This is a genomic window from Marinobacter metalliresistant (assembly GCF_038098645.1).
GTDB lineage: Bacteria > Pseudomonadota > Gammaproteobacteria > Pseudomonadales > Oleiphilaceae > Marinobacter > Marinobacter metalliresistant.
This window is the reverse complement of sequence record NZ_CP101118.1, coordinates 4168872-4189276: the sequence shown is the minus strand read 5'-3', so window position 1 is coordinate 4189276 and position 20405 is coordinate 4168872. Positions and strand designations below refer to the sequence as shown.

Sequence of the window (20405 nt, the reverse complement as noted above, 5' to 3'; positions counted from 1 at the left end):
TGAGATTATCTGAATCTGTAATGACTGTCAGCGGGAGTCGACAATAAACGGAGAAAACACAGAAGAAGGAGTTTCACATGGGCATCGCCAACACACACCTGTCCCCACCCTCAGCAACTGCCAAGGACCTGTTCGGTTTGCAGGCCTGCGCCGCGCCTCTCTTGAAGGGCATGGAGGTAACACGGCAATGGCTTGACGACCTCGGGTTTTCGATCTCTCAACAGAGCCCGGACCATTGGGTGCTCACGCACCTGGCCCCTCTGCCGGAACTTCATTTTTACAGTGCCCTGGAACTGGAGCTGTTTGCCAGACACCGGGCGCACCACTACGCTAAACGATCTTTCAAGGAGAACAGACCATGACACAGCCCCTCTACCAGGTTGATGCTTTTACCAGCAGGATTTTCGGTGGCAACCCGGCCGCGGTCATGCCCCTGGAGCAATGGCTGCCGGACAATGTCATGCTCTCGCTTGCCATGGAGAACAACCTCTCGGAAACGGCCTTTTTCGTGCCGCTTCCGGACGACGAGGATGCCGATTTCCATATCCGCTGGTTTACTCCAGGCACAGAGGTGCCACTGTGTGGCCACGCCACCCTGGCCAGTGCCTGGGTTATTTTCAACAAATTTGGCTGGGATGATGAGCGAATACGCTTTCACTCCAAAAGCGGCCCGCTCTCCGTCCGGCAGGCGGATGATGGCTGGCTGGTACTGGATTTTCCGAATCTGGCCTTCGAGAAACAGCCAGCGCCGGCATTGATTCGGGAAGCTCTGGAAAGCGCACCGGAAACCGCGTTTTATGTTCCGAACGACACCAATTACATGGTGGTTCTGGACGATGAAACCGCCGTTCAGGCTGCCCAACCGGATATCCGGAAACTGAAACAGCTGGGCAATCAGGGGCTGATTATCACCGCGCCAGGCACAGACTGCGATTTCGTCAGCCGTTACTTTGCCCCCGGAGCAGGCATTGATGAAGACCCGGTCACAGGCTCCATCCACAGCGTGCTGGTGCCCTACTGGGCTGAAAAACTCGGAAAGAATCGGCTCGAGGCCCGTCAGGTTTCAGCCCGGGGCGGTGTGCTGCGCTGCGAGCTGAAAGGCGACCGCGTAGACATCGCCGGCCAGGCGGCCTTCTATTTGGAAGGCTCCGTCCACCTGCCTTGAGACTGGTATACTGCCCGCCCTTTCCTTCGATTGGCGGGCAGTATGGCGGCAGGTTCCACCTCACAGTACGACGTAATCATCATCGGTGCCGGAGCAGCGGGCCTGATGTGCGCGGCAACCGCCGGATACCGGGGCCGCCGCGTTCTGGTGCTGGATCATGCCAACAAACCGGGCAAGAAAATCCTGATGTCCGGCGGCGGGCGCTGCAACTTCACCAACCTGAACAGCACGCCCGCCAACTTCCTGTCGGACAACCCTCACTACTGCATTTCCGCGCTCAAGCGCTATACCCCCCAGGATTTTCTGGAACTGGTGGACCGCCATGGCATTGAGCACGAGGAGAAGGCTCCCGGACAGCTCTTCTGCAAGGACAGTGCAAAGGACATTCTCAACCTGCTGCTGACCGAGTGTGAGTGGGCGGGTGCGGAAGTGAGAATGAAGACAGCCGTCGAACGCATCAGAGAAACCAACTCGGGCTACCGCCTGCGTATCGGTTCCGGTGATCTGACCTGCGAATCCCTGGTAATCGCCACAGGCGGTTTGTCGATCCCCACCATGGGCGCCACCGCTTTTGGTTACCAGGTGGCAGAGCAGTTCGGTCTTGATATCCTGCCCACCCGCGCCGGCCTTGTGCCGTTTACCTTGCACCCGAAACTCAAGGAGCAGCTTGCGCCTCTGTCCGGCGTCAGCTGCCCCGTGGATGTCTATTGCCAGGGCCAGCACTTCCGGGAACCCATGCTGGTCACCCATCGCGGGCTCAGCGGCCCGGCGATGCTGCAGATCTCCAGTTTCTGGGAGCCCGGCGACAGCCTGGCCATTAACCTTCTGCCGGCCTGCCAGATTAGTGACGATCTGTTCAACCTGCGCAAAACCCGGCCACAAGCCACGGTTGGCCACTACCTGGCCCAGCACCTGCCCAAACGGTTTGCCCAGGCCTTCAACGAATTGCAGGGCTGGACCGGCCCCTTGCAGGGTTACAAGAACGGCGATATCGAACAGGTAGCGGATATTCTGAATCGGTGGTCCATCAAACCCGCCGGCACCGAAGGCTACCGGACCGCGGAAGTCACTCTCGGAGGTGTGGACACCCGCCAGCTTTCCTCCAAAACCATGGCGGTTCTGGAGCGGCCAAACCTGTATTTTATTGGTGAGGTCGTGGATGTCACCGGGCATCTGGGCGGCCACAATTTCCAGTGGGCCTGGGCGTCCGGTGTTGCGGCGGGGAACGATGCCTGAACCCTGGCCGGGAATAATTCAAATTAAGAGAATCGCAATTAGTTTGGGAGGTAGCTCAACTCCCTGTACGGAAGTCGGATGAGCCACTGCCCGACGACATTTATGAGTAATTCAGCGATCAAGCCAATTCTGCGGGTTTGCCAATAAAGTAGCCTTGTACCTTATCTATTTTAAGCTCCTTGAGCACATCGAACTCCGCCTTTGTCGTAACTTCCAATATTACCCTATGGGCATCTTGGCGATTCAAGAGTTCCCCAACAGCTCCAGATAAAATAGCATCCGGGGATGCATTTATACTTAAAAAGCAGAACTCAGGAATCTTAGGCAATTGACTTAATGCCCGAGTAATTGCCAATGACTCCAAAAAATCCCCCAAACCAACCTGACTGGCTTCCTTGAACCAAACATCCGGCGAGCGGTAGGGCTCGGTATTGAATCGGGCCAATGCCTCATACCCACAAATCGCAGAGTCAGTGACAGACCAAATCGGCTGAAAATGCATAGTCAACTCATTACTTAAGCTCAGCCGCTCTATTCGGTCGCGAATCTGATTATCATGTTCTTGAATATTCCGATGAAACTCGACCCGATCCGCAATCACATCGGCAACAAACGTCAACAATGAGGGGTCGCGAGTTTCCAACGACGGATCACTAGAGTACTTAATACAACACAGAGTTCCGTATATCTCACCATCTGAAAGGTAAATGGGCACGCCCAGGTAGGCACCGATTGACAACTCGTCCGTTACCTTCATAAGACGTGTTATCTCATTCGACTGTGTATCAGGAATTATTGATGGTAACTCGCCATCTGCAATTTTTCGGCAATAGGTCTGACTTTCAGGATGGGAAAAACAGAAACTTTGTGAGCGAGCGCTAATGTTGTTATCGGATTCAACAAACACCATGGTCCGAGACCCATTCTCAAATTTTCCGATGAATGCCATGTCCATGGCAAAGCTACGCCGTAACATACCCAAAAGCTTGGATACTGAAACGCCGAACTCCTCGTCAAAGTAATCGTGCCCTGATAAAACTTCGCCAACCGACATAGGTAGAACCTCTTTCGCTAGACGCCTTCAGCTTGTTTGCAGTCTCGCCTTCACAGCAGACAATTCAGGACCAGTGAGAATAGGTACGAACCGATGCTGAATACCTATCAGGCTCCTGATCACAACTCTGGTTTTTCTGGCCGTAAAAGTGACAGCCAAACTTTTTTAGTTGTTTTACATCATAACTCAATAAATCGTTCGCCAACGAGCAACCGTCCTTTCGACTCTTGAGCATGGACGGTGTGTGCAACTGGTCGTGCTATCTCAAAGCTGTTTTGCACTGTCGACAACACTGTCTCTGCGGAAAGAGGCAGGCTATGTGATCCGTCCCTTCTCGATGACTCGCTCCATCCATCAAACCTTGAAACGGGCCACTTGTGTGCTGAGCCCTTCAGCAAGGCGCGCCAGCTCTTCACTCGCAGCGGAGACCTGTTCGGTGGACGCGGCAGACTGATCACATACATCGCGGATCAGCGTGATATTCTGATTGATATCCTCCGCCACAACGCTTTGTTCTTCAGCAGCGGTCGCAATCTGGCTGTTGTACTGGCGGATTTGTTCAACTCCATTCGCCATTTCCTGAATCGCCGTACCGGCGAATTGCGCCCGTTCTAGCGTCTGCTCCGCAAGCTTTGTGCCGGTCTCCATGCTGGCAACCGATGTTTCAGCACTGTTAACCAGATTGCTGACCAGGGTTTCTATCTCGGTTGCAGAGCTCTGGGTTCGCTGAGCCAATGACCGCACTTCGTCAGCCACCACGGCAAATCCCCGCCCCTGTTCTCCGGCCCGGGCCGCTTCTATGGCGGCGTTGAGTGCCAGCAGGTTGGTCTGTTCGGCAACCGACTTGATCACGTCCAGCACTGTGCCAATGTTGTTGGTTTCCATTTGCAGGCCGTTGAGCAGTTCCATCACATTGGCGCTTTGTTTGTTCAGATCCGCGACAAACTCCAGGGTTTCCCTGACCGCCATCTCACCATTGCCGGATTTCTCACTGGCGTCGTTGGCCCCCTCAAAGGCGGCCTCGGCGCTTTTGGCAACATCATTGACGGTTGCGACCATCTCATTCATGGCGGTGGCGACCTGATCGGTCTGTGACTGTTGTTCCGCTACGCCCTTACTGGTCTGATTCATTACGGTAGCCAGCTGTTCCGATGATGAGGCGATGCTGGAGGCCCCGGTATCAATTTCGCGAATCAGCTCTCTGAGATTGGTTATCATGGCTCCAAACGCAGCGAGCAGCTGGCCAAATTCATCACCGCGCTGGCTTCGGACATCCACAGTGAGGTCGCCTGAGGCAACCTTGTTGGCTATTTTGACCACTTCGTTGATTGGCGCCGTAATTGACTTTGTCAGTATCCACGCAAGGATGAGGGTCGAGAGAAGGGCAATCACTGTCACTATAATAATTTCCGCAACCGTGAGGTCGTATCGCTCTTGCATCTGTGTTTGCTCGAGTTTTTTCAGGTCCTCTGTCAGGCCAATCGTGCGGGTTGCGACGGCAAGCAGTTGCTCCTCAATGGACTTGACGATTTCAGAGGGCCCGTCGATACCAGCCAGCACTGCATGTATACGTTCCTTTTCTGTTTTGGTTGTACCGTTGATCAGACCGTTTTAGGGAAATCATCAGTGGGTCCACCGGATCAGCACCCACACCGCCACAAATACCTTGATACCTATGCCCGGTTAGCTGATACAAATACTGAATCGGGAGCCATCTGGCATGGGCCGAACAAGTCTGACTGAACTGAGGGAGAGCTATGAAGACAACAGGACATTGCCTTTGCGGCGAGATCACATTCGAGATTGATGGCGAGCTGGCCTCTATCGAAATCTGCCATTGCAGTCAGTGCCGCAGGGCCCAGGGTACGGCGTTCGCCACTAATATTCCGGTCGCGGCCAGTCAGTTCCGCCTGCTCACCGGAGAGGACAGTCTTTCAAGTTACGAGTCTTCACCAGGCAAGGAGCGGGTCTTCTGTCGCCGGTGTGGTTCCCCGGTTTTCAGCCGGAGAGCCGGCCTTCCCGATAACCTGCGTGTGCGCGCCGGACTCCTTGACGGCCCCCTGGCGACGACACTGTCATCGCACGCGTTCACCGACTCCAAGGCTGACTGGTGGCAGATCACGGATGACCTGCCCCGGTTCCCCGGGGTCCGTGGTCAGGTGTAGCTGCCGTTCAGAAGCCTGCCGGCGTCAGGCACCAGGGGTTTGAGTTTCAGCTCCTTCAGGATCTGATAGGTGGTGCAGGTGGCTGCGGACACCACCGGTAACCCCAGTGAATCCTCAACCTGCTGAATCGAGGCCAGCGAAGGCATCTGTACGCACGCGGAAAGAACAACGGCATCGGCCTTGCTGATGTCGAGGTGCTTCACGATGTCCGTCAGCGCCAGCGGATCGCGCCGACCGACTTCCAGGTTGTCTGGAATTTCCAGGGCAATGCTGTCCACCACCTGAATGCCCTCCGCCTCGATGTAGTCAATGACCATCCGGGTCAGGGGTTTCATATAGGGCGTGATGATCGCAACACGCCTGGCCCCGAGAATAGCCAGGCCTTCGGTGAGAGCACCGGCACTGCTGACAATCGGCGTCGGGTGACCGTTTTTCGCAGTGACTCCGTGCAAACGCGTCTGGGATTCACGGTGGTACCCTGCCCCGCGGCTCATGATGGCAACCAGGCAGGCGTAACCCATCACGTCCACGGCGGCATCGGACAGCTCAAGCGCGCAGCGGTCCGACTCATCATCCATGGCTGCCAGCTCTTCCCTGGTTACCTTTTTCATACGCATACGGCTGGAGTGAAAGGTAAAGCGCTCCGGTTCCACGGCCTCACGGGCCCGCAGCATTGCCGGTATCTCGGTCTCCATGGTGGTGTTGGAACTGGGTACGATCTGGCCGATACGAAAACTTCTGGTCATGAGTGCTTCTCCAGCGCCAGGCCTGTCAAGCGTCCTGATAGATGTCTTTGTATTGATCCCGGAGCTGCTTCTTCTGAACCTTACCCATGGTGTTTCGGGGCAAGGCATCGACAAAGAAGACACGCTTGGGCTGTTTGAATTTGGCCAGATGGCCAGCCAGCGCCCTGATGACGTCCGCCTCTTCCAGCTTCTGCCCCGGCAGCAGAACCACAACCGCCGTTACGCCCTCGCCGAAATCCGGGTGCGGCACACCGATAACAGCCGACTCCATCACCTCCGGCATGGCATCGATCACCTGCTCGACTTCTTTCGGGTAAACGTTGAAGCCGCCGGATATCACCAGATCCTTGTCACGCCCGACAATCTGCACATAGCCACGTTCGTCGATCAGGGCCAGGTCGCCGGTAATAAAGAATCCATCCTCAAGCAACTCGGCCCTGGTCTTCTCCGGCATGCGCCAGTAGCCTTTGAATACGTTCGGGCCACGCACTTCCAGCATGCCGATCTCACCCTGGGGCAGCGGCGTATGGTCCTTGGTTTCCGGGTTGGTAATACGGATTTCAACACCCGGCAGCGGCATACCCACAGTGCCGGCAATGCGGTCACCGTCATAGGGATTGGAGGTGTTCATGTTGGTTTCGGTCATGCCGTAGCGTTCGAGAATGGCATGCCCGGTCCGTTGCTTGAACTGCTGATGGGTTTCCGCGGTGAGCGGGGCTGACCCTGAGGTGAACAACCGCATGTTTGCCGTCAGTTCCGGCGTCAGGCGGTCATCCTGAAGCAGTCTGGTGTAGAAGGTCGGCACCCCCATGAGCGATGTGCCTTCCGGCATGGCAGCGATGATCGTGTCCACATCGAACCTGGGCATGAAATACAGGCTGGCCCCGGTAATCAGAATCACGTTGCAGGCAACGAATAAACCGTGGGTATGGAAAATGGGTAAGGCGTGGATCAGGCGGTCTTTTTCGGTGAAACGCCAGGCCTCGGCCAGGCTCTTACAGTTCGAACCCAGGTTTTTATGGGTCAGCATCGCGCCCTTGGAGCGGCCGGTCGTGCCCGAGGTATAAAGAATCGCTGCCAGGTCGTCCTCACTCTGCGGCTCGATACCCGTGAAGGCTTCCGCTTCTGACACCACCTCCATCAGTGAGCCATCCGCGTTGGTACCCAGGGTCTGGACACAGGGGCATTGAGTCTGCGCGGCAATAGCCTCTGCCGCCTCGAGCGCTGCCGGCTGACACACAAAAAGCGCGGGCTCCGCATCACCAAGGAAATAGCCGATTTCGTCGGCGGTGTAACCGGTGTTGAGTGGCAGATACACTCCTCCCATACGCAGGGTGGCGAGGTATAACAGAATCGCCTCGGGGCTCTTATCAACCTGCACGGCAACCCGGTCGCCCGGTTTAACACCGAGGTGTTTCAGAGCACCGGCAATGCGCTCCGTCTTAGCCAGCGCATCGGCGTACGAATAGGTACTGCCTTCGGGCGTGGTGATAAAATTCGCCGTGCCCCGGGCCTGCATCCTGGTGGCAAAGGTATCGAATAGGTTGTGGTTCATTTCTCGGGTTCTCCCTGGAGCAGTTTCCGGCCCAGCTTGCTCAGTTCGCGCACGCTAGGGGAACAGACGATCTCACCATTGGTGGTGAATTTTTCGTGGTTGCGCTCGATGTTTTCGAGGACATACAGGTAGTTAACCATCAGGCCGGCCGACTGTTTCATTCCGTTTTCCGAGACATCGCCCAGCCAGTTAATGCGGTGCAGTTCGGCGCCATTGCCCAGGTGAAAACGTGCCACCGGATTCAGCGGCAGGTTGTCACCGCTCTTTTCCTTCAAGAGGTAGCGGGCCGCCAGCGGCCGGATGACCTCGTTCAGGCGCTCCGCCAGTTCCGGATGCCTGGCCCACTCCGGATTATCCAGGTGGCCGAGCACACTCCGCGCCTCCGGTGTCAGCTGGCCGGAATCCGGGTGAGAGATCTGCTCCAGCCAGTTGCGGAACATGGGTAACGGCGACAGGGTCACAAAGTTCTTCAGATTGGGCAGTTCCTGCTTAAGCTCCTGAACCACCTGTTTGATCAGAAAATTACCGAAGGAAATGCCCCGGAGCCCGACCTGACAGTTGCTGATACCAAAGAAAGCGGCGGAATCGGCCAGCTCAGGAGCGTCAATATCGTAACGGTCGTGCGCCAGGATGGGCTGGATCTTGTCGGGAATCCCCTTGGTCAGGGCCACCTCCACAAAAATCAGTGGCTCATCACCAATGGCCGGGTGAAAGAAGGCAAAGCAGCGTCGGTCCCGGTTATCCAGCCGGCGACGCAGGTCGTCCCAGCCCTGAATCTTGTGTACCGCCTCATAACGTATGATCTTCTCCAGGATGGACGCCGGCGTAGCCCAGTCAATGCGGCGCAGCATCAAAAAGCCCCGGTTGAACCAGGAGCCGAAGAGGTGCTCAAAATCAGCGTTGATCGGCTCGAAATCCTTGTGGCCTTTCATCAGCGCCAGGAAATCCTGGCGCATTTTCACCAGCTCATAGGTTGCGCCCTGGGCCAGGTTGAGCCGCCGGAACAATTCCTGGCGCAGTGGCTCACAGACTTCGAACAGCCCCGCCAGGTGCTTGTTGGACCGGTCGCCCCTATAAATCCGGTAGGCTTCATCGATCTTGTCCGGATCAGCTGCGAAGTTACTGCCCAGCGCCCGGAAGAACGCGCGCTTATCGTCGTCACCCAGGGACTGATATATATCCAGTGCGCGACTGGCCATAACAATGCTGGCCGCCTCGCCGTCACTGTACAGCAACTCATGACAGGCTGCCTCCAGATCCGTGTGGTCGTAATTGGTCTTCCTGGTGCCGAATCTGCGCTGCAGCGCGTCACGCCGGGTAATGCCGCTGAACAGCTCTTGCAAAAAACTCATGTTCATAGTGATAACCCTTATCTTACGTCAGGAGCCCGCGCCCATAATCAGATCCGGCAGCCACAGGGCAATCTGCGGGAAGAAACTCAGCAGCACGATGCCCAGAATCATGCACAGGGCATAGGGCAGGCTTCCCAGCAGGATGTCCCGGAGCGCTATGTCTGGAGCAATGCCTTTTATGATGAAAAGATTGAGACCGACCGGCGGCGTGATCAGGCCGATTTCCAGGTTAATGGTCAGAATGACCGCAAACCAGTAGGGGTCGAAATCCGCCGCCACAATGATCGGCAGAAGGATCGGCGCCGCCATCACGATGACCGCAACCGGCGGCAGGAAGAAACCAGCCACAAGCAGAAAGAGGTTAATCACGCCCATCAGTACCCAGCGATTCACCTCGAGATCGGCAATGGCTCCGGCCACGGTCTGGGTAATGAAGAGCGAGGAAAGCGCAAAGGCAAAGATTTCGGCGGTGGCAATGATCAGCATGATCATCACGCTCTCACGCAAGGCGTCACGCATGATGATGCCCACCGGTTTGACCTGCCACATGCGGTACACCACAATCGCCAGTACCAGACACAGGAAGGCGCCGACCCCAGCTGCTTCGGAGGGTGTCGCCACCCCGCCGTAGAGCGCAAACAGGATACCCATGACCACCAACAGGAACGGCAGCACGCGCACCAGTGCCTTGATGTTGCCTTCGACGTTCTCCTTGACCTGAGCCGCCGCCTCGGCCACCGGATTCGGACTGTTGTAACCGCCCGCAAGCTTGCAGGCGATCAGTGTCCAGACCATGAACAGCACCGCCAGCATCAGCCCCGGAATCGCGCCGGCAATGAACAGGCGGCCAATGGAGGTTTCGGTGGAGATGCCATAGACAATCATGGTGACGGAAGGCGGAATCAGAATGCCCAGGGTGCCACCGGCCGCGATACAGCCGGCGGCGACCCCATCCGGATAGCCCCGCTTGCGCATCTCGGGGATACCGAGCTTGCCGATGGCGGCACTGGTCGCCGGTGACGAACCAGACAGCGCCGCAAAAATCGAACAGGCGGCAATGTTGGAAATGGCCAGGCCGCCCGGCAGCCTACCCATCCACAGATCGAGGGATCGATACAGATCACGCCCGGTTGGCGAGGAGGCCACCGCAGCGCCCATCAGGATAAACATGGGGATGGCAACGAAGCCGAAAGACGCCACACTGCCAAAAAAGGTTTCACCAAAATAGATCAGCTCTCCGACGCCACGATCAAGGATCAGGGCTCCCAGTGAAACGGCGCCGAGGGCAAAGGCGATCGGAGTACCAATAGCCATCAGTACCAGCAAAACCACAACGACAAGAATACCGCTCGTTACCGGATCCATAGCTACAGCTCCGCTCGAAGAATTTCAGCCAGATATTGCAGCGACAGCAGGGAGGCACCCAGTGCCACCGGCAGGATGGCCGGCCACAACGGCGGATTCCAGACTGTACCCGTGGTCCAGTCAAACGCATAAGCTTCGTAGAAGTAGTACCAGGAGCCGTAAGTCAGGGCCAGGCAGAAGGCCAGGCCAACCAGGGAGGCCGACAAACGCATCAGGCGCCTGGGGAAGCCCCGCAGAGCATCGGGTAACACCGTCACTGCCACGTGGCCGCCGGTTTTCAGCACGTAGGGGGTGCCCAGCAGCATGGAGGCCGTGATCGCAAAGGTGGTGAACTCCGTTTGCCAGACGGTGCTCTCACCCATCACGTAACGGACAAACACCATATGAACGACAGACAGCACGCCAAGGGCGAGCAGGACACCCGCTACAATGGCGGCAGCCACTGACACCGCATCCATGCCGCGAATATAGCCGCCAAACACACCTCGCTCCGAGGCTCGCCGATAACTGGAAGATTGGGACATAGCTCAAACCCCGGAAAAGTTGTGCTTACCCCGCCGGCCGGAAGCCAGGGCGGGGTAGCTAGCCAGAGAACTCGGTACCGAAGGTGCTACTCGACCGCCAGCGCAGCGTCAATCAGTGCCTGTCCGTTCGGAACGTTCTCCGCGAAGGTTTTGTAGGAACTCTTCTTGGCAATATCCAGCCAAGCCTGATAGTTTTCCGGCGTCATCTTGACCACTTCAACGCCGTTTTCGGAGAACACATCGACCATCTTCTGGTCAAGACCAGCGGCTTCTTTGGCGAAATACTCTTCCGCATTCTGGCCGGCCGCGGTCAGTGCCGCCTGTTGCTCCGCGTTCAGGCTGTTCCAGCTGCGCTCGGAGATCAGCACCGGCTCATACATGAACCAGAGCGCGTTCTCTCCCGGCGCGGTCAGGCAGGTAACCTGCTCGTAGATACGGTAGGAGACAAAAGAGCCCGAAGAAGTGTTGGCGCCGTCAAGCACGCCGGTCTGCATGGCGGTATAGATCTCGGACGACGGCATGGAGGCAATGGACGCGCCGGCCGTCGCCAGCATTTCATCAAAGGCCGGGCCGGCGGCACGGAGTGTCTGGCCCTGCACCGTATCCGGCGACGTGATGCATTGCTTGTTGGAGGCAAAGCCACCCGCCAGCCAGGCATCCGCAAGCACCCGGGCGCCCGCATCGTTGATCACTTTTTTGATCATGTCCATGAATTCGGAATCGTTCAGGCGCCGGGCACGCTCGTGGCTGCGAACCAGGCCGGGCATCAGCGTGGCGGAGAACTCGGGATGACGGCCACTGGCATAGTCCAGCGGCAGGGAAGTCATGTCGACCCGGCCTCGAACCAGGGCTCCCCACTGCTCCTTGGCCTTAAACAGGGACTGGCCCGGATACACCTGAAGCTCCAGACCAACGTCGGCCGCGGCCACTTCACGGGCCATCAGTTGGACCATTTCGTCCCTGACGTCTCCTTTACCGCCCGGGAACTGGTGGGAAACACGCAAAACGGTATCAGCCAGGGCAATACCAGAAAAAAATACCGACAGGGAGGCCGCCATGGCCAGTTTAGCGAAGGGCATCTTCATCGTTTTCTCTCCAGAAATTGTTGTTGTAATATCAATCAGAGCATTCTGATGTATATATCATTAGGCTTGATATATACTTCTGTCAACACCAATTGACCAAAGTATGATCAATCCTGTTTTCACCCCGAGCAGGGATAAAAATGAAACGCTCGAATACCCAGAAACTGAAAGACGCGCTCGAGGAAGACATCATCAACGGTCGACTGTTACCCGGCGAAAAGCTTGACCACGATGCCCTCGCCACGCAGTACGGCGTCTCGAGAACCCCTATTCGTGAGGCGGTCCAGCAGCTTGTCGTAAGTGGCCTGGTCATCGTGAAACCCAAAAAAGGCACCTTCGTCGCCAGGGTAGGCTTTGATCAGTTGATTGAGATGTTCGAGGTAATGGCGGAACTGGAGGGAATGTGCGGCAGACTGGCAGCCAGAAGAATTCAGTCATCCGAGCTTGAGTCCCTGCGGGCAGCGTTGCAGCGCTGCGAGGATCCCGATGTCATGGCTGACCCGGACGATTATTACTACGAAAATGAAGAGTTCCACAACTGCATTTACACGGCCAGCCACAACCACTTCCTGGCGACTGAAGCAAGACAGCTTAAACAGAGACTGAAGCCCTATCGCCGCCTTCAATTACAGGCACGTAACCGGGTTTCCAACTCCATTGCCGAGCATCGGGAAATTTTCGAAGCGATCAAAAATGGAAAGGAGCAGGAGGCCGAGCGAGCCCTGAAAGAGCATGTGCTGATTCAGGGAACCCGTTTCAGCGACTTTGTTTCGCAGGTCAAGCGGTTCGGGGAGTCTTCCCGGACAACCGCCTGAGAAGACCCACTCCCGGGAACTAACGAAGGACCACCAGCGGTTTTCTGGCGGTCTTGAGCATGGTGGTGGTTGTGCTGCCCACCAGGAACTGCCGGATACGGGAGTGGCCGTAGGCCCCCATGACCAGGATGTCGATATCGTGTTCTTCCTGATAGGCGTGTAACGCGGGTTCAACATCGCCGGCGCGGATCGCCAGAGTGATCCCGGATTCCAGGCCCGCCAGCATTTTCTCCGCCTTCCTGAGCTGCTCGCGGCGGTCACTGGTATCCGCGCCAATCATCACCAGATGCAGGGGCATACCCTTGAGCACCGGGCTACCGGCCAGAAGCTCCACACCTTTGAACGCCGTTGCGCTGCCGTCAAAGGCCAGCATGGCACTGCGGGGCCGGGTGAACTCATCCGGCACCAGGAGAATCGGACGATGCATGCTGCGGATCACCGTTTCCAACTGGCTGCCAATGTGGGTATCGCGCTCCGAACTGGTTTCACCGTGCAACCCCATGACCAGCAGGCGGGTCTGGTTTTCCAGTGCCAGCAGGGACTCGGTGAGGTCGCCATGGCGCTGGCGCTGCACAACGTCGGTGATGCCCGCGTCACGCACCCGTTTCTCCGCCTCATCCAGCATGTGGTGCCCGTGTTCCAGGGCCAGTTTCGCGCGCTTGCGGTCAAGTTCCGCCAAATCCTCCATTAACTGCTCTCGACTGCCCAGGCCGATGCTTCCGGCGAGGTCCGGCTCGGCCGGATAACGCTCTTCGTCAAGCACGTGCAGGAGCATCATGGGGCTTTCCATGTGTTTACTGGCCCAGGCGGCGTAATCGCATACGGCCGGGGCGGCGTGGGAGCCGTCAATGCAGGCAACTACTCGTAACATCTCAACCTCGCCTTCGTGATCCCTGTAATTGCTATTCTGGCTGTGATCGCTGTTGGATTCCCGGGTCTGTGTCATGTCAGTGCCCCATCAGCTGATCAACGGCTTCGGGTTTGTCGTGCACGCCGAAGCGGTCGACAATCGTGGCACTGGCCTCATTCAGCCCGATAACCTCAACTTCCGAACCTTCACGGCGGAACTTGATCACCGCCTTGTCCAGCGCGCCTACCGCGGTTATATCCCAGAAATGCGCCCGGCTCAGGTCTATGACCACGTTATCGACTGCTTCCCTGAAATCAAAGGATTCCATGAATTTTTCCGAGGAACTGAAGAACACCTGGCCCACTACCCGGTAGGTGCGGGTATCCGTGGCCTCATCCAGCTCTGAGGTAACCAGCATGTAGTGCCCCACCTTGTTGGCAAAGAACAGGGCCGCCAGCAGCACGCCCGCCAGCACACCGAACGCCAGGTTATGGGTGGCCATCACCACGATAACGGTAACAACCATGACGATGTTGGTTGACAGCGGGTGTTCCCTGAGGTTCTTGACAGAGCCCCAGCTAAAGGTACCAATCGAGACCATGATCATCACGGCGACCAGCGCTGCCATGGGGATCTGAACCAGCCACTTGTCCAGCACCAGCACCATTACCAGCAGGAACACGCCGGCGGTCATTGTCGACAGGCGCGTACGACCACCGGATTTGATGTTGATGATGGACTGCCCGATCATCGCGCAACCGGCCATGCCGCCGAGCAGGCCGGAGCCGATGTTGGCAATACCCTGGCCCTTGCACTCACGGTTTCGATCGCTGGTGGTGTCGGTCAGATCGTCGACGATGGTTGCGGTCATCATGGATTCCAGCAGCCCAACAACAGCCAGCCCCACCGAATAAGGCAGGATAATCATCAGGGTTTCGAAATTCAGAGGCACATCCGGCCACAGGAAAACCGGCAGGGTATCAGGCAGCTCGCCCATGTCGCCTACCGTGCGGATACCCAGGTTGAGGTACATCGCCACAGCCGTGAGAACAACGATACACACCAGAGGTGAAGGCAGGATCCTGCCAACCCGGGGCAACAGCGGGAACAGGTAAATGATGCCGAGGCCGGCTGCCGTCATGGCGTACACGTGCCAGGTCACATTGGTCAGCTCGGGCAACTGGGCCATGAAAATAAGGATCGCCAGTGCGTTCACAAAGCCCGTGACCACCGAGCGTGAGACAAACCGCATCAGGCCGCCAAGCTTCAGGTAACCGGCGGCAATCTGGATAATACCGGTCAGCAGCGTCGCCGCCAGAAGGTATTCAAGGCCATGGTCTTTCACCAGCGTGACCATCAGCAAGGCCATGGCCCCGGTGGCTGCCGAGATCATACCGGGGCGTCCGCCCACGAACGCAATAATCACGGCGATGGAGAAGGACGCGTAAAGCCCGACCTTGGGGTCGACTCCGGCGATGATGGAAAAGGCAATTGCCTCCGGGATCAGCGCCAGGGCAACCACAATGCCGGCAAGGACATCGCCGCGGGTATTCGAAAGCCAGTTGGCCTTTAAGGAATTCACCATAATTTCCGGGTTCCGGTTTGCTACGAATTCAAAGGCCGCGAAGCTTATCAGCCCCCTTACAGGAAAGTAAGGTCGCTTGCGGTATCTTCTTAGACGCCTAACGACTGCGTGCCTCTGCTGCTATCATCAGGACATTCAATGATTAACAGGAGACTGCACCCACCCATGAATGATGTTGCTTCCCGGTTTCTGGCCGGAAACCAGACCACCCTGAACCTCGCGGTCGCGCTTCTTCTGGGCGCGATTATTGGCCTGGAGCGGGGATGGGATGCCCGGGAGCAGAAAGCCGGCGAGCGGATTGCCGGTATTCGCACCTTTTCGCTGGTCGGTTTGCTCGGTGGCGTTTCCGCGGTACTGGCACAGGAGATAACCGAATGGGCGTTTCCTGTGCTGCTGGTCAGCGTGGTGGCCATGGCAATCGTGGCCTACAGCGAACGGCTTGTGCACATCCGCAATTTCAGTATCACCGGCATGGTAGGCATGGTGCTGACCTTCTGCTTCGGCGCGGTGGCGGTTGCGGTGGATCCGGTGATTGCCACCGCCGCAGCCGTCGTGACTGCCATCATCCTGGATAACAAGGAAGAGATTCACGGTTGGGTCAACAAGCTGAAGGAACACGAGCTGGATGCGGCGCTCAAGCTGCTGCTCATTTCCGTGGTGATGCTGCCTCTATTGCCCAATGAAAAGCTGGGCCCTGGCGGGGTTCTCAACCCTCGGGAGATCTGGTGGATGGTAGTGATGATCGCCTCCATTTCCTTTGTCGGCTACTTCGCCATCCGGGTGGCCGGCACCCGAAAGGGCATTCTGTTCACCAGCCTGTTCGCCGGTCTGAGCTCATCCACGGCCCTCACCCTGCACTTCGCGCGTCAGGCCTCCAAAACCCCTCAGTTGAATGCCCAGTTCGCAACGGGAATCCTGATTGCCTGCGGCACCATGTTTCCCCGCATCCTGTTTTATTGCCTGGTGATCAACCGGAGCCTGCTGCCGATGCTCATCTGGCCGGTTCTCGTGATGACCATCTTGCTCTACGTCCCGGCGTTGATTATCTGGCGAAAAAACGAAAAACAGTTACAGGTCAGCCAGCCGCCCCTCAACCAGAATCCACTGGATCTCACCTCGGCGCTGGTATTCGGAATGTTGCTGACCGCCATCCTGCTGCTGGGCGAGTTCCTGAGCAGTTGGCTGGGCGACACGGGCATCTATGTCCTTGCAGCAACGTCCGGGGTGGCCGATGTGGACGCCATCACCCTGTCCCTGACCCGCATGTCCAACAACGGCCTCGCCATGAGCACGGCCGTCATTGGTATCGTCATTGCGGCGGCAACCAACAACCTGGTCAAATCCGCCATGGCGGGGTTGATCGGCAATCGCCAGATCGGGCTTCTGGTTGGCGTACCGATGGTGCTGTCCCTGGCCGCCGGATTGCTGGTGGCCTGGTTGCAGTAACCGGTTACCGGGCTTTGCGGAACGTCAGATTGTATCGACAGACGCCGGTCAGAGGGTGATCCCCGGCCTTCAACGTCAATACTCCGTGATATCTCAGCCGTGCCGGGCCACCCCAGACCACCACATCACCATGGGCAAGCGGAACCCTGACAGGACGTTCGTTACGTTTCAGCCCGCCAAACTGAAATACCTGGGGTAAGCCCAGGGATACCGATACAATCGGCTGGCTGAAATCCTGCTCATCCTTATCCTGATGCAGTCCCATTTTTGCCCCGGGCTCATAACGGTTGATCAGGCAGGCATCCGGCTCAAAGCCCTCGAAACCAGCTGCGACTGCGGCCTTCCCGGCAAGATTGCGGAAGGATTCCGGCATCGCCGGCCAGGGCTGGCCTGAAGTCGGGTCCTCGGACTGGTAGCGGTACCCCCGGGTATCGGTAACCCAACCCTGATCACCGCAGCAACTCATAGCGGCCGACATGGCATGACCGCCAGGGGTTTTCATATGCCGAAACGGTGCCTGAGTGGTAACTCGCTGAATGTCGTTCAGGAGCCATTCAGCGTCTGCGAGGGCGAACTGGCGAAGCACCACCGCACCTTCCATCAGATGCTCCCTGATCAACTCCGGCGACAGTTCGCCAAACAGGTCCTGTGTCATAACTTTTGGCTTCGTCTGAAAATGAAAACGACCGCGCGTAGATTCTATCAACACTGAGCCCCAGAACCATCTCCCAATGTCCTGCGCGATATCGCACTCAGCAGGATCAACGACGCATCGAAATTTCCAGCGCAAATTGTTTTTAACCTTGCCCCCATGAAAGCCTGTTCATGAAGCCGGACTGAAAAACACGTATATTCTATAGGCTGGTTCATCCCTGGTAAGGACAATTTAATGCTGTTTGCAATCATCGTTGGCGGTCTGATCGGTTACGCCTTTGGCAAATTTCCGGGTTTTCTGGTGGGTGCGGCAATCGGTGCCTTTCTCTTCAACCACCTCAAGCGCCGTCTGATCGGCAAGCTCCAGAGTATCCAATCCGGCTTTGTCGAGTCCGTCTTTGCCGTCATGGGTGCCCTCTGCAAGGCAGACGGCATTATATCCCGCGACGAAATCCAGATGGCGGAAGCCATGTTCGTACGCTTCCGCCTGAACGAAGAGCAGAAAGCCACGGCCAAAGCCGCCTTCAACCGGGGCAAGGAGCCGGATTTCGATCTGGACGCAGAGCTGAACCGGTTCCTCCAGGCTAGTGGCCGGCAACCTGCGTTCCTGCAGATGTTTCTTCAGGTTCAGGTCTCAGCTGTTGCCGCCGATGGCGTGGTACACCCGGCCGAACATGAGATGCTGGTGCGAATCGCCCGCGGCCTGGGACTGCCCGAGAGCCAGGTGGATCAGCTGGAAGCCATGCTACGGGGTGCCCATACCAATCGGGCCGGAGCTGGCCAGCCATCTTCCGCCGATCAGATCAGTGATGCCTACAAGGTCCTGGGGGTTTCATCGTCAGCCAGTGACGCGGAGCTCAAGAAAGCCTACCGCAAACTGATGAGCGAAAACCATCCGGATAAACTGGCCGGCCGGGGTTTACCCGAGAGCATGCGGGAAATGGCAGAAGAACGCACCCGGGAGATCAGCCACGCCTACGATGTTATCAAGGAAGCCCGGAAAACGTCGGCGTAAAGCCCGGCGCTTTTCGCAGGCGGCGGCTCAGAACCAGCGCGGCACCCGAACCCGGTAACGCTCGTAGTCCTCTCCGAATTTGACCGCCAGCGCCTTTTCTTCCTCACCGGCCTGGCGGGTGATTACCAGCACACCGGCCACCAGGCATACCAGCGAGAATACGCTGGGCAGCGCCAGGAAAAAGCCCAGTTGCCCCGCCATCACTGTCAGGAACAACGGGTTCCGTGAGCGGGCAAAGGGCCCGTCCGTCAGCAGCTTTCGCTGGTCCTTCCGGGGATCAATGCCTGAGCGCCAGTCCTCATGCATGTAAGCCTGCAGGTAGTTCACCACAGTGAACGATGCCAATAACAACAACATTCCGGCCAACAACACCGGCCAATGATACAGCCAGCCAAAAACGCCGAGCCAGCCGTCGATATCCGCAAAGATCCGCACCACGCAAACCGCAAGAATCAGTGCCCGGAACACATTGAAGATATGCCGGTGCCACCAGGGCGCACTTCCCCGCTCTCCATAATTGATGTGGGAAAAGCGCATGCGCTGGAACAGGCCCAGACTGCGGCTGGCAAACTGCAGGCCGATCATCAGGAAGAAGATGCCGAGAAAGTGACGTACGAGAGGTTCTGTAAATTCCATCGGGATCACTAACAATGGGTTGAACCTGTCAGCTTATTACCTGACAACGGTTATGGAAAGCCACCCGGCATGGCTCTCTTGCCGTTCCCGTAAACAGGGCCAGGAATACCAGTCCGTTTGCCCGGCAGATGCTGGCCCAGGGGTTTCTCTGCCTGGGCAAGAGCACGCTGCCGGAATTCGGCTTTAACGCAACCACCGAACCTGCCCACGACGTACCCACCCGCAATCCATGGAATCTGGCCTACTCGACCGGTGCCTCTTCCGGCGGCTCAGCAGCCCTTGTTGCAGCAGGCGTAGTCACACGCTCTGTGCGGGACACCGCCAATTTCCTGGAACAGGCCGAGGCCTTCTACAGGAACCCGGAACTGCCAGCGGGCGGCAGAATCGAGGGTCCCTCTGGCCGACCACTGAAGATTGGCTTGATACTGGATTCCATCAACGGCCACAAAACCGACGACATCACCCGGCAGACAGTTGAGGAGACAGCGCGGAAACTGGAAAAGCTGGGCCATCGGATCGAGCCGGTTTCCGTTCCAGTGCATTCTTCATTTCCGGACGACTTCGCCCTGTACTGGGCACTGCTGGCCTTTGGCGTAAAAGCCAACGGCAAAAAACTGATTCATCCCGCTTTCGAAAAACACAGGACCGACGGCCTGACCAATGGCCTGGACACGATGTTCAGGAAACAGTTCTGGCGCCTGCCCACCGCGCTCTGGCGGCTGAAACGCTCCCGGCATGACTACGCCCATGCCATGGCCGGCTTCGATGCCGTGCTCACCCCTGTACTGGGCCATACAACACCGCCGCTCGGCGATCTCAGCCCTGAGGTACCTTTTGATACCCTTTTTGAGCGCCTGCGACAGTATGTCAGCTTCACCCCCCTGGCCAATGCCACGGGTGCACCGGCTATCTCGATTCCAATGGGCCGCACGCCGGATCAACTGCCGGTATCTGTTCAGTTCATGGGCCGCCACGGTGGCGAGCGCACCCTGCTGGACATTGCCTTTACCCTCGAGGCTGAACATCCCTGGCCGCTGCTCAGGGATCTGATTCGCCAGGGTCACGCCAATGACGCGGCGCCACGTGCGGATTCGCTGACCGGGACAGCGTGAATTGGACATACTTAATAAGTGTGTGCTCACACTGGCGCGAGGCCA

Annotated in this window: 20 protein-coding genes; 8 read left to right on the top strand and 12 right to left on the bottom strand. The window is 57.5% G+C overall.

What is annotated here, in order from left to right:
• Nucleotides 1-77 precede the first annotated feature (77 nt).
• Genes NLK58_RS19580 through NLK58_RS19570 form a run of 3 tightly spaced genes read left to right on the top strand, consistent with a single transcriptional unit; the run spans nt 78 to nt 2401 of the window.
• A complete protein-coding gene (locus NLK58_RS19580; RefSeq protein WP_341581540.1) occupies nt 78-362 on the top strand; it encodes a hypothetical protein in 285 nt (94 codons plus the stop codon).
• Entirely contained in the window at nt 359-1165 is an 807-nt protein-coding gene (locus NLK58_RS19575) for a PhzF family phenazine biosynthesis protein (protein ID WP_341581539.1), read from the top strand. The genes NLK58_RS19580 and NLK58_RS19575 overlap by 4 nt, the downstream gene beginning before the upstream one ends.
• Nucleotides 1166-1207: 42 nt before the next feature.
• A complete protein-coding gene (locus NLK58_RS19570; protein WP_341581538.1) occupies nt 1208-2401 on the top strand; it encodes an NAD(P)/FAD-dependent oxidoreductase in 1194 nt (397 codons plus the stop codon).
• A 118-nt stretch (nt 2402-2519) separates the two neighbouring features.
• Here NLK58_RS19570 and NLK58_RS19565 read toward each other — a convergent pair whose 3' ends face one another.
• Together NLK58_RS19565 and NLK58_RS19560 are read right to left on the bottom strand one after the other, a co-directional pair.
• Entirely contained in the window at nt 2520-3455 is a 936-nt protein-coding gene (locus NLK58_RS19565; RefSeq protein ID WP_341581537.1) for an EAL domain-containing protein, read from the bottom strand.
• 354 nt (nt 3456-3809) lie between these two features.
• Nucleotides 3810-5015 (bottom strand): methyl-accepting chemotaxis protein, encoded by a 1206-nt coding sequence (locus NLK58_RS19560; RefSeq protein ID WP_341581536.1) that lies wholly within the window; start codon nt 5013-5015, stop codon nt 3810-3812.
• 197 nt (nt 5016-5212) lie between these two features.
• Between NLK58_RS19560 and NLK58_RS19555 the strand changes: the two genes are divergently transcribed.
• On the top strand, nt 5213-5620 hold the full coding sequence (locus tag NLK58_RS19555; protein WP_341581535.1) for a GFA family protein: 408 nt from the start codon (nt 5213-5215) through the stop codon (nt 5618-5620).
• On the opposite strand, the gene NLK58_RS19550 is transcribed toward NLK58_RS19555, so the two are convergent.
• From NLK58_RS19550 to dctP, 6 genes are all read right to left on the bottom strand, one after another.
• Complete coding sequence (locus NLK58_RS19550; protein ID WP_341581534.1) at nt 5611-6366, bottom strand: Asp/Glu racemase; 756 nt, start codon at nt 6364-6366, stop codon at nt 5611-5613. The two genes, NLK58_RS19555 and NLK58_RS19550, sit on opposite strands and share 10 nt — an antisense overlap.
• A gap of 25 nt (nt 6367-6391) precedes the next feature.
• Nucleotides 6392-7921: a malonyl-CoA synthase gene (locus NLK58_RS19545; RefSeq protein WP_341581533.1), complete on the bottom strand. Its 1530-nt coding sequence runs from the start codon at nt 7919-7921 to the stop codon at nt 6392-6394.
• Nucleotides 7918-9279, bottom strand: coding sequence for a malonyl-CoA decarboxylase (locus NLK58_RS19540; RefSeq protein WP_117619964.1), 1362 nt, complete (start codon nt 9277-9279; stop codon nt 7918-7920). Before NLK58_RS19540 ends, NLK58_RS19545 begins: the two co-directional genes overlap by 4 nt.
• 21 nt (nt 9280-9300) lie before the next feature.
• On the bottom strand, nt 9301-10638 hold the full coding sequence (locus NLK58_RS19535; protein WP_117619963.1) for a TRAP transporter large permease: 1338 nt from the start codon (nt 10636-10638) through the stop codon (nt 9301-9303).
• A 2-nt stretch (nt 10639-10640) separates the two neighbouring features.
• Nucleotides 10641-11162 (bottom strand): TRAP transporter small permease subunit, encoded by a 522-nt coding sequence (locus NLK58_RS19530; RefSeq protein ID WP_162893777.1) that lies wholly within the window; start codon nt 11160-11162, stop codon nt 10641-10643.
• Between the two features lie 86 nt (nt 11163-11248).
• Nucleotides 11249-12247: a TRAP transporter substrate-binding protein DctP gene (dctP, locus tag NLK58_RS19525; protein ID WP_227539356.1), complete on the bottom strand. Its 999-nt coding sequence runs from the start codon at nt 12245-12247 to the stop codon at nt 11249-11251.
• Between the two features lie 140 nt (nt 12248-12387).
• On the opposite strand from dctP, the gene NLK58_RS19520 reads away from it, so the two are divergent.
• On the top strand, nt 12388-13062 hold the full coding sequence (locus NLK58_RS19520; protein ID WP_117619962.1) for a GntR family transcriptional regulator: 675 nt from the start codon (nt 12388-12390) through the stop codon (nt 13060-13062).
• Nucleotides 13063-13081: 19 nt separating this feature from the next.
• On the opposite strand, the gene NLK58_RS19515 is transcribed toward NLK58_RS19520, so the two are convergent.
• Entirely contained in the window at nt 13082-13933 is an 852-nt protein-coding gene (locus NLK58_RS19515) for a universal stress protein (RefSeq protein WP_227539570.1), read from the bottom strand.
• A 76-nt stretch (nt 13934-14009) separates the two neighbouring features.
• A complete protein-coding gene (locus NLK58_RS19510; protein WP_341581532.1) occupies nt 14010-15497 on the bottom strand; it encodes a SulP family inorganic anion transporter in 1488 nt (495 codons plus the stop codon).
• A gap of 165 nt (nt 15498-15662) precedes the next feature.
• On the opposite strand from NLK58_RS19510, the gene NLK58_RS19505 reads away from it, so the two are divergent.
• Complete coding sequence (locus NLK58_RS19505; RefSeq protein ID WP_341581531.1) at nt 15663-16943, top strand: MgtC/SapB family protein; 1281 nt, start codon at nt 15663-15665, stop codon at nt 16941-16943.
• Nucleotides 16944-16947: 4 nt separating this feature from the next.
• Here the strand turns inward: NLK58_RS19505 and alkB are convergent, their stop codons facing one another.
• On the bottom strand, nt 16948-17598 hold the full coding sequence (gene alkB / locus NLK58_RS19500) for a DNA oxidative demethylase AlkB (protein WP_341581530.1): 651 nt from the start codon (nt 17596-17598) through the stop codon (nt 16948-16950).
• A 234-nt stretch (nt 17599-17832) separates the two neighbouring features.
• On the opposite strand from alkB, the gene djlA reads away from it, so the two are divergent.
• Nucleotides 17833-18612, top strand: a complete 780-nt coding sequence (gene djlA / locus NLK58_RS19495) for a co-chaperone DjlA (RefSeq protein WP_117619957.1) — start codon at nt 17833-17835, stop codon at nt 18610-18612.
• 27 nt (nt 18613-18639) lie between these two features.
• Here djlA and NLK58_RS19490 read toward each other — a convergent pair whose 3' ends face one another.
• On the bottom strand, nt 18640-19248 hold the full coding sequence (locus NLK58_RS19490; RefSeq protein WP_117619956.1) for an isoprenylcysteine carboxylmethyltransferase family protein: 609 nt from the start codon (nt 19246-19248) through the stop codon (nt 18640-18642).
• A gap of 128 nt (nt 19249-19376) precedes the next feature.
• On the opposite strand from NLK58_RS19490, the gene NLK58_RS19485 reads away from it, so the two are divergent.
• Nucleotides 19377-20360: an amidase family protein gene (locus NLK58_RS19485; protein ID WP_227539355.1), complete on the top strand. Its 984-nt coding sequence runs from the start codon at nt 19377-19379 to the stop codon at nt 20358-20360.
• Nucleotides 20361-20405 lie beyond the last annotated feature (45 nt).

Bases quoted from the DNA above. Each gene is read 5' to 3' on its own strand.
- NLK58_RS19580 (WP_341581540.1), top strand. From the start codon at position 78: ATGGGCATCGCCAACACACACCTGTCCCCACCCTCAGCAACTGCCAAG.
- NLK58_RS19575 (WP_341581539.1), top strand. From the start codon at position 359: ATGACACAGCCCCTCTACCAGGTTGATGCTTTTACCAGCAGGATTTTC.
- NLK58_RS19570 (WP_341581538.1), top strand. From the start codon at position 1,208: ATGGCGGCAGGTTCCACCTCACAGTACGACGTAATCATCATCGGTGCC.
- NLK58_RS19565 (WP_341581537.1), bottom strand. From the start codon at position 3,455: ATGTCGGTTGGCGAAGTTTTATCAGGGCACGATTACTTTGACGAGGAG.
- NLK58_RS19555 (WP_341581535.1), top strand. From the start codon at position 5,213: ATGAAGACAACAGGACATTGCCTTTGCGGCGAGATCACATTCGAGATT.
- NLK58_RS19550 (WP_341581534.1), bottom strand. From the start codon at position 6,366: ATGACCAGAAGTTTTCGTATCGGCCAGATCGTACCCAGTTCCAACACC.
- NLK58_RS19545 (WP_341581533.1), bottom strand. From the start codon at position 7,921: ATGAACCACAACCTATTCGATACCTTTGCCACCAGGATGCAGGCCCGG.
- NLK58_RS19540 (WP_117619964.1), bottom strand. From the start codon at position 9,279: ATGAACATGAGTTTTTTGCAAGAGCTGTTCAGCGGCATTACCCGGCGT.
- NLK58_RS19535 (WP_117619963.1), bottom strand. From the start codon at position 10,638: ATGGATCCGGTAACGAGCGGTATTCTTGTCGTTGTGGTTTTGCTGGTA.
- NLK58_RS19530 (WP_162893777.1), bottom strand. From the start codon at position 11,162: ATGTCCCAATCTTCCAGTTATCGGCGAGCCTCGGAGCGAGGTGTGTTT.
- dctP (WP_227539356.1), bottom strand. From the start codon at position 12,247: ATGAAGATGCCCTTCGCTAAACTGGCCATGGCGGCCTCCCTGTCGGTA.
- NLK58_RS19520 (WP_117619962.1), top strand. From the start codon at position 12,388: ATGAAACGCTCGAATACCCAGAAACTGAAAGACGCGCTCGAGGAAGAC.
- NLK58_RS19515 (WP_227539570.1), bottom strand. From the start codon at position 13,933: ATGTTACGAGTAGTTGCCTGCATTGACGGCTCCCACGCCGCCCCGGCC.
- NLK58_RS19510 (WP_341581532.1), bottom strand. From the start codon at position 15,497: ATGGTGAATTCCTTAAAGGCCAACTGGCTTTCGAATACCCGCGGCGAT.
- NLK58_RS19505 (WP_341581531.1), top strand. From the start codon at position 15,663: ATGAATGATGTTGCTTCCCGGTTTCTGGCCGGAAACCAGACCACCCTG.
- alkB (WP_341581530.1), bottom strand. From the start codon at position 17,598: ATGACACAGGACCTGTTTGGCGAACTGTCGCCGGAGTTGATCAGGGAG.
- djlA (WP_117619957.1), top strand. From the start codon at position 17,833: ATGCTGTTTGCAATCATCGTTGGCGGTCTGATCGGTTACGCCTTTGGC.
- NLK58_RS19490 (WP_117619956.1), bottom strand. From the start codon at position 19,248: ATGGAATTTACAGAACCTCTCGTACGTCACTTTCTCGGCATCTTCTTC.
- NLK58_RS19485 (WP_227539355.1), top strand. From the start codon at position 19,377: ATGCTGGCCCAGGGGTTTCTCTGCCTGGGCAAGAGCACGCTGCCGGAA.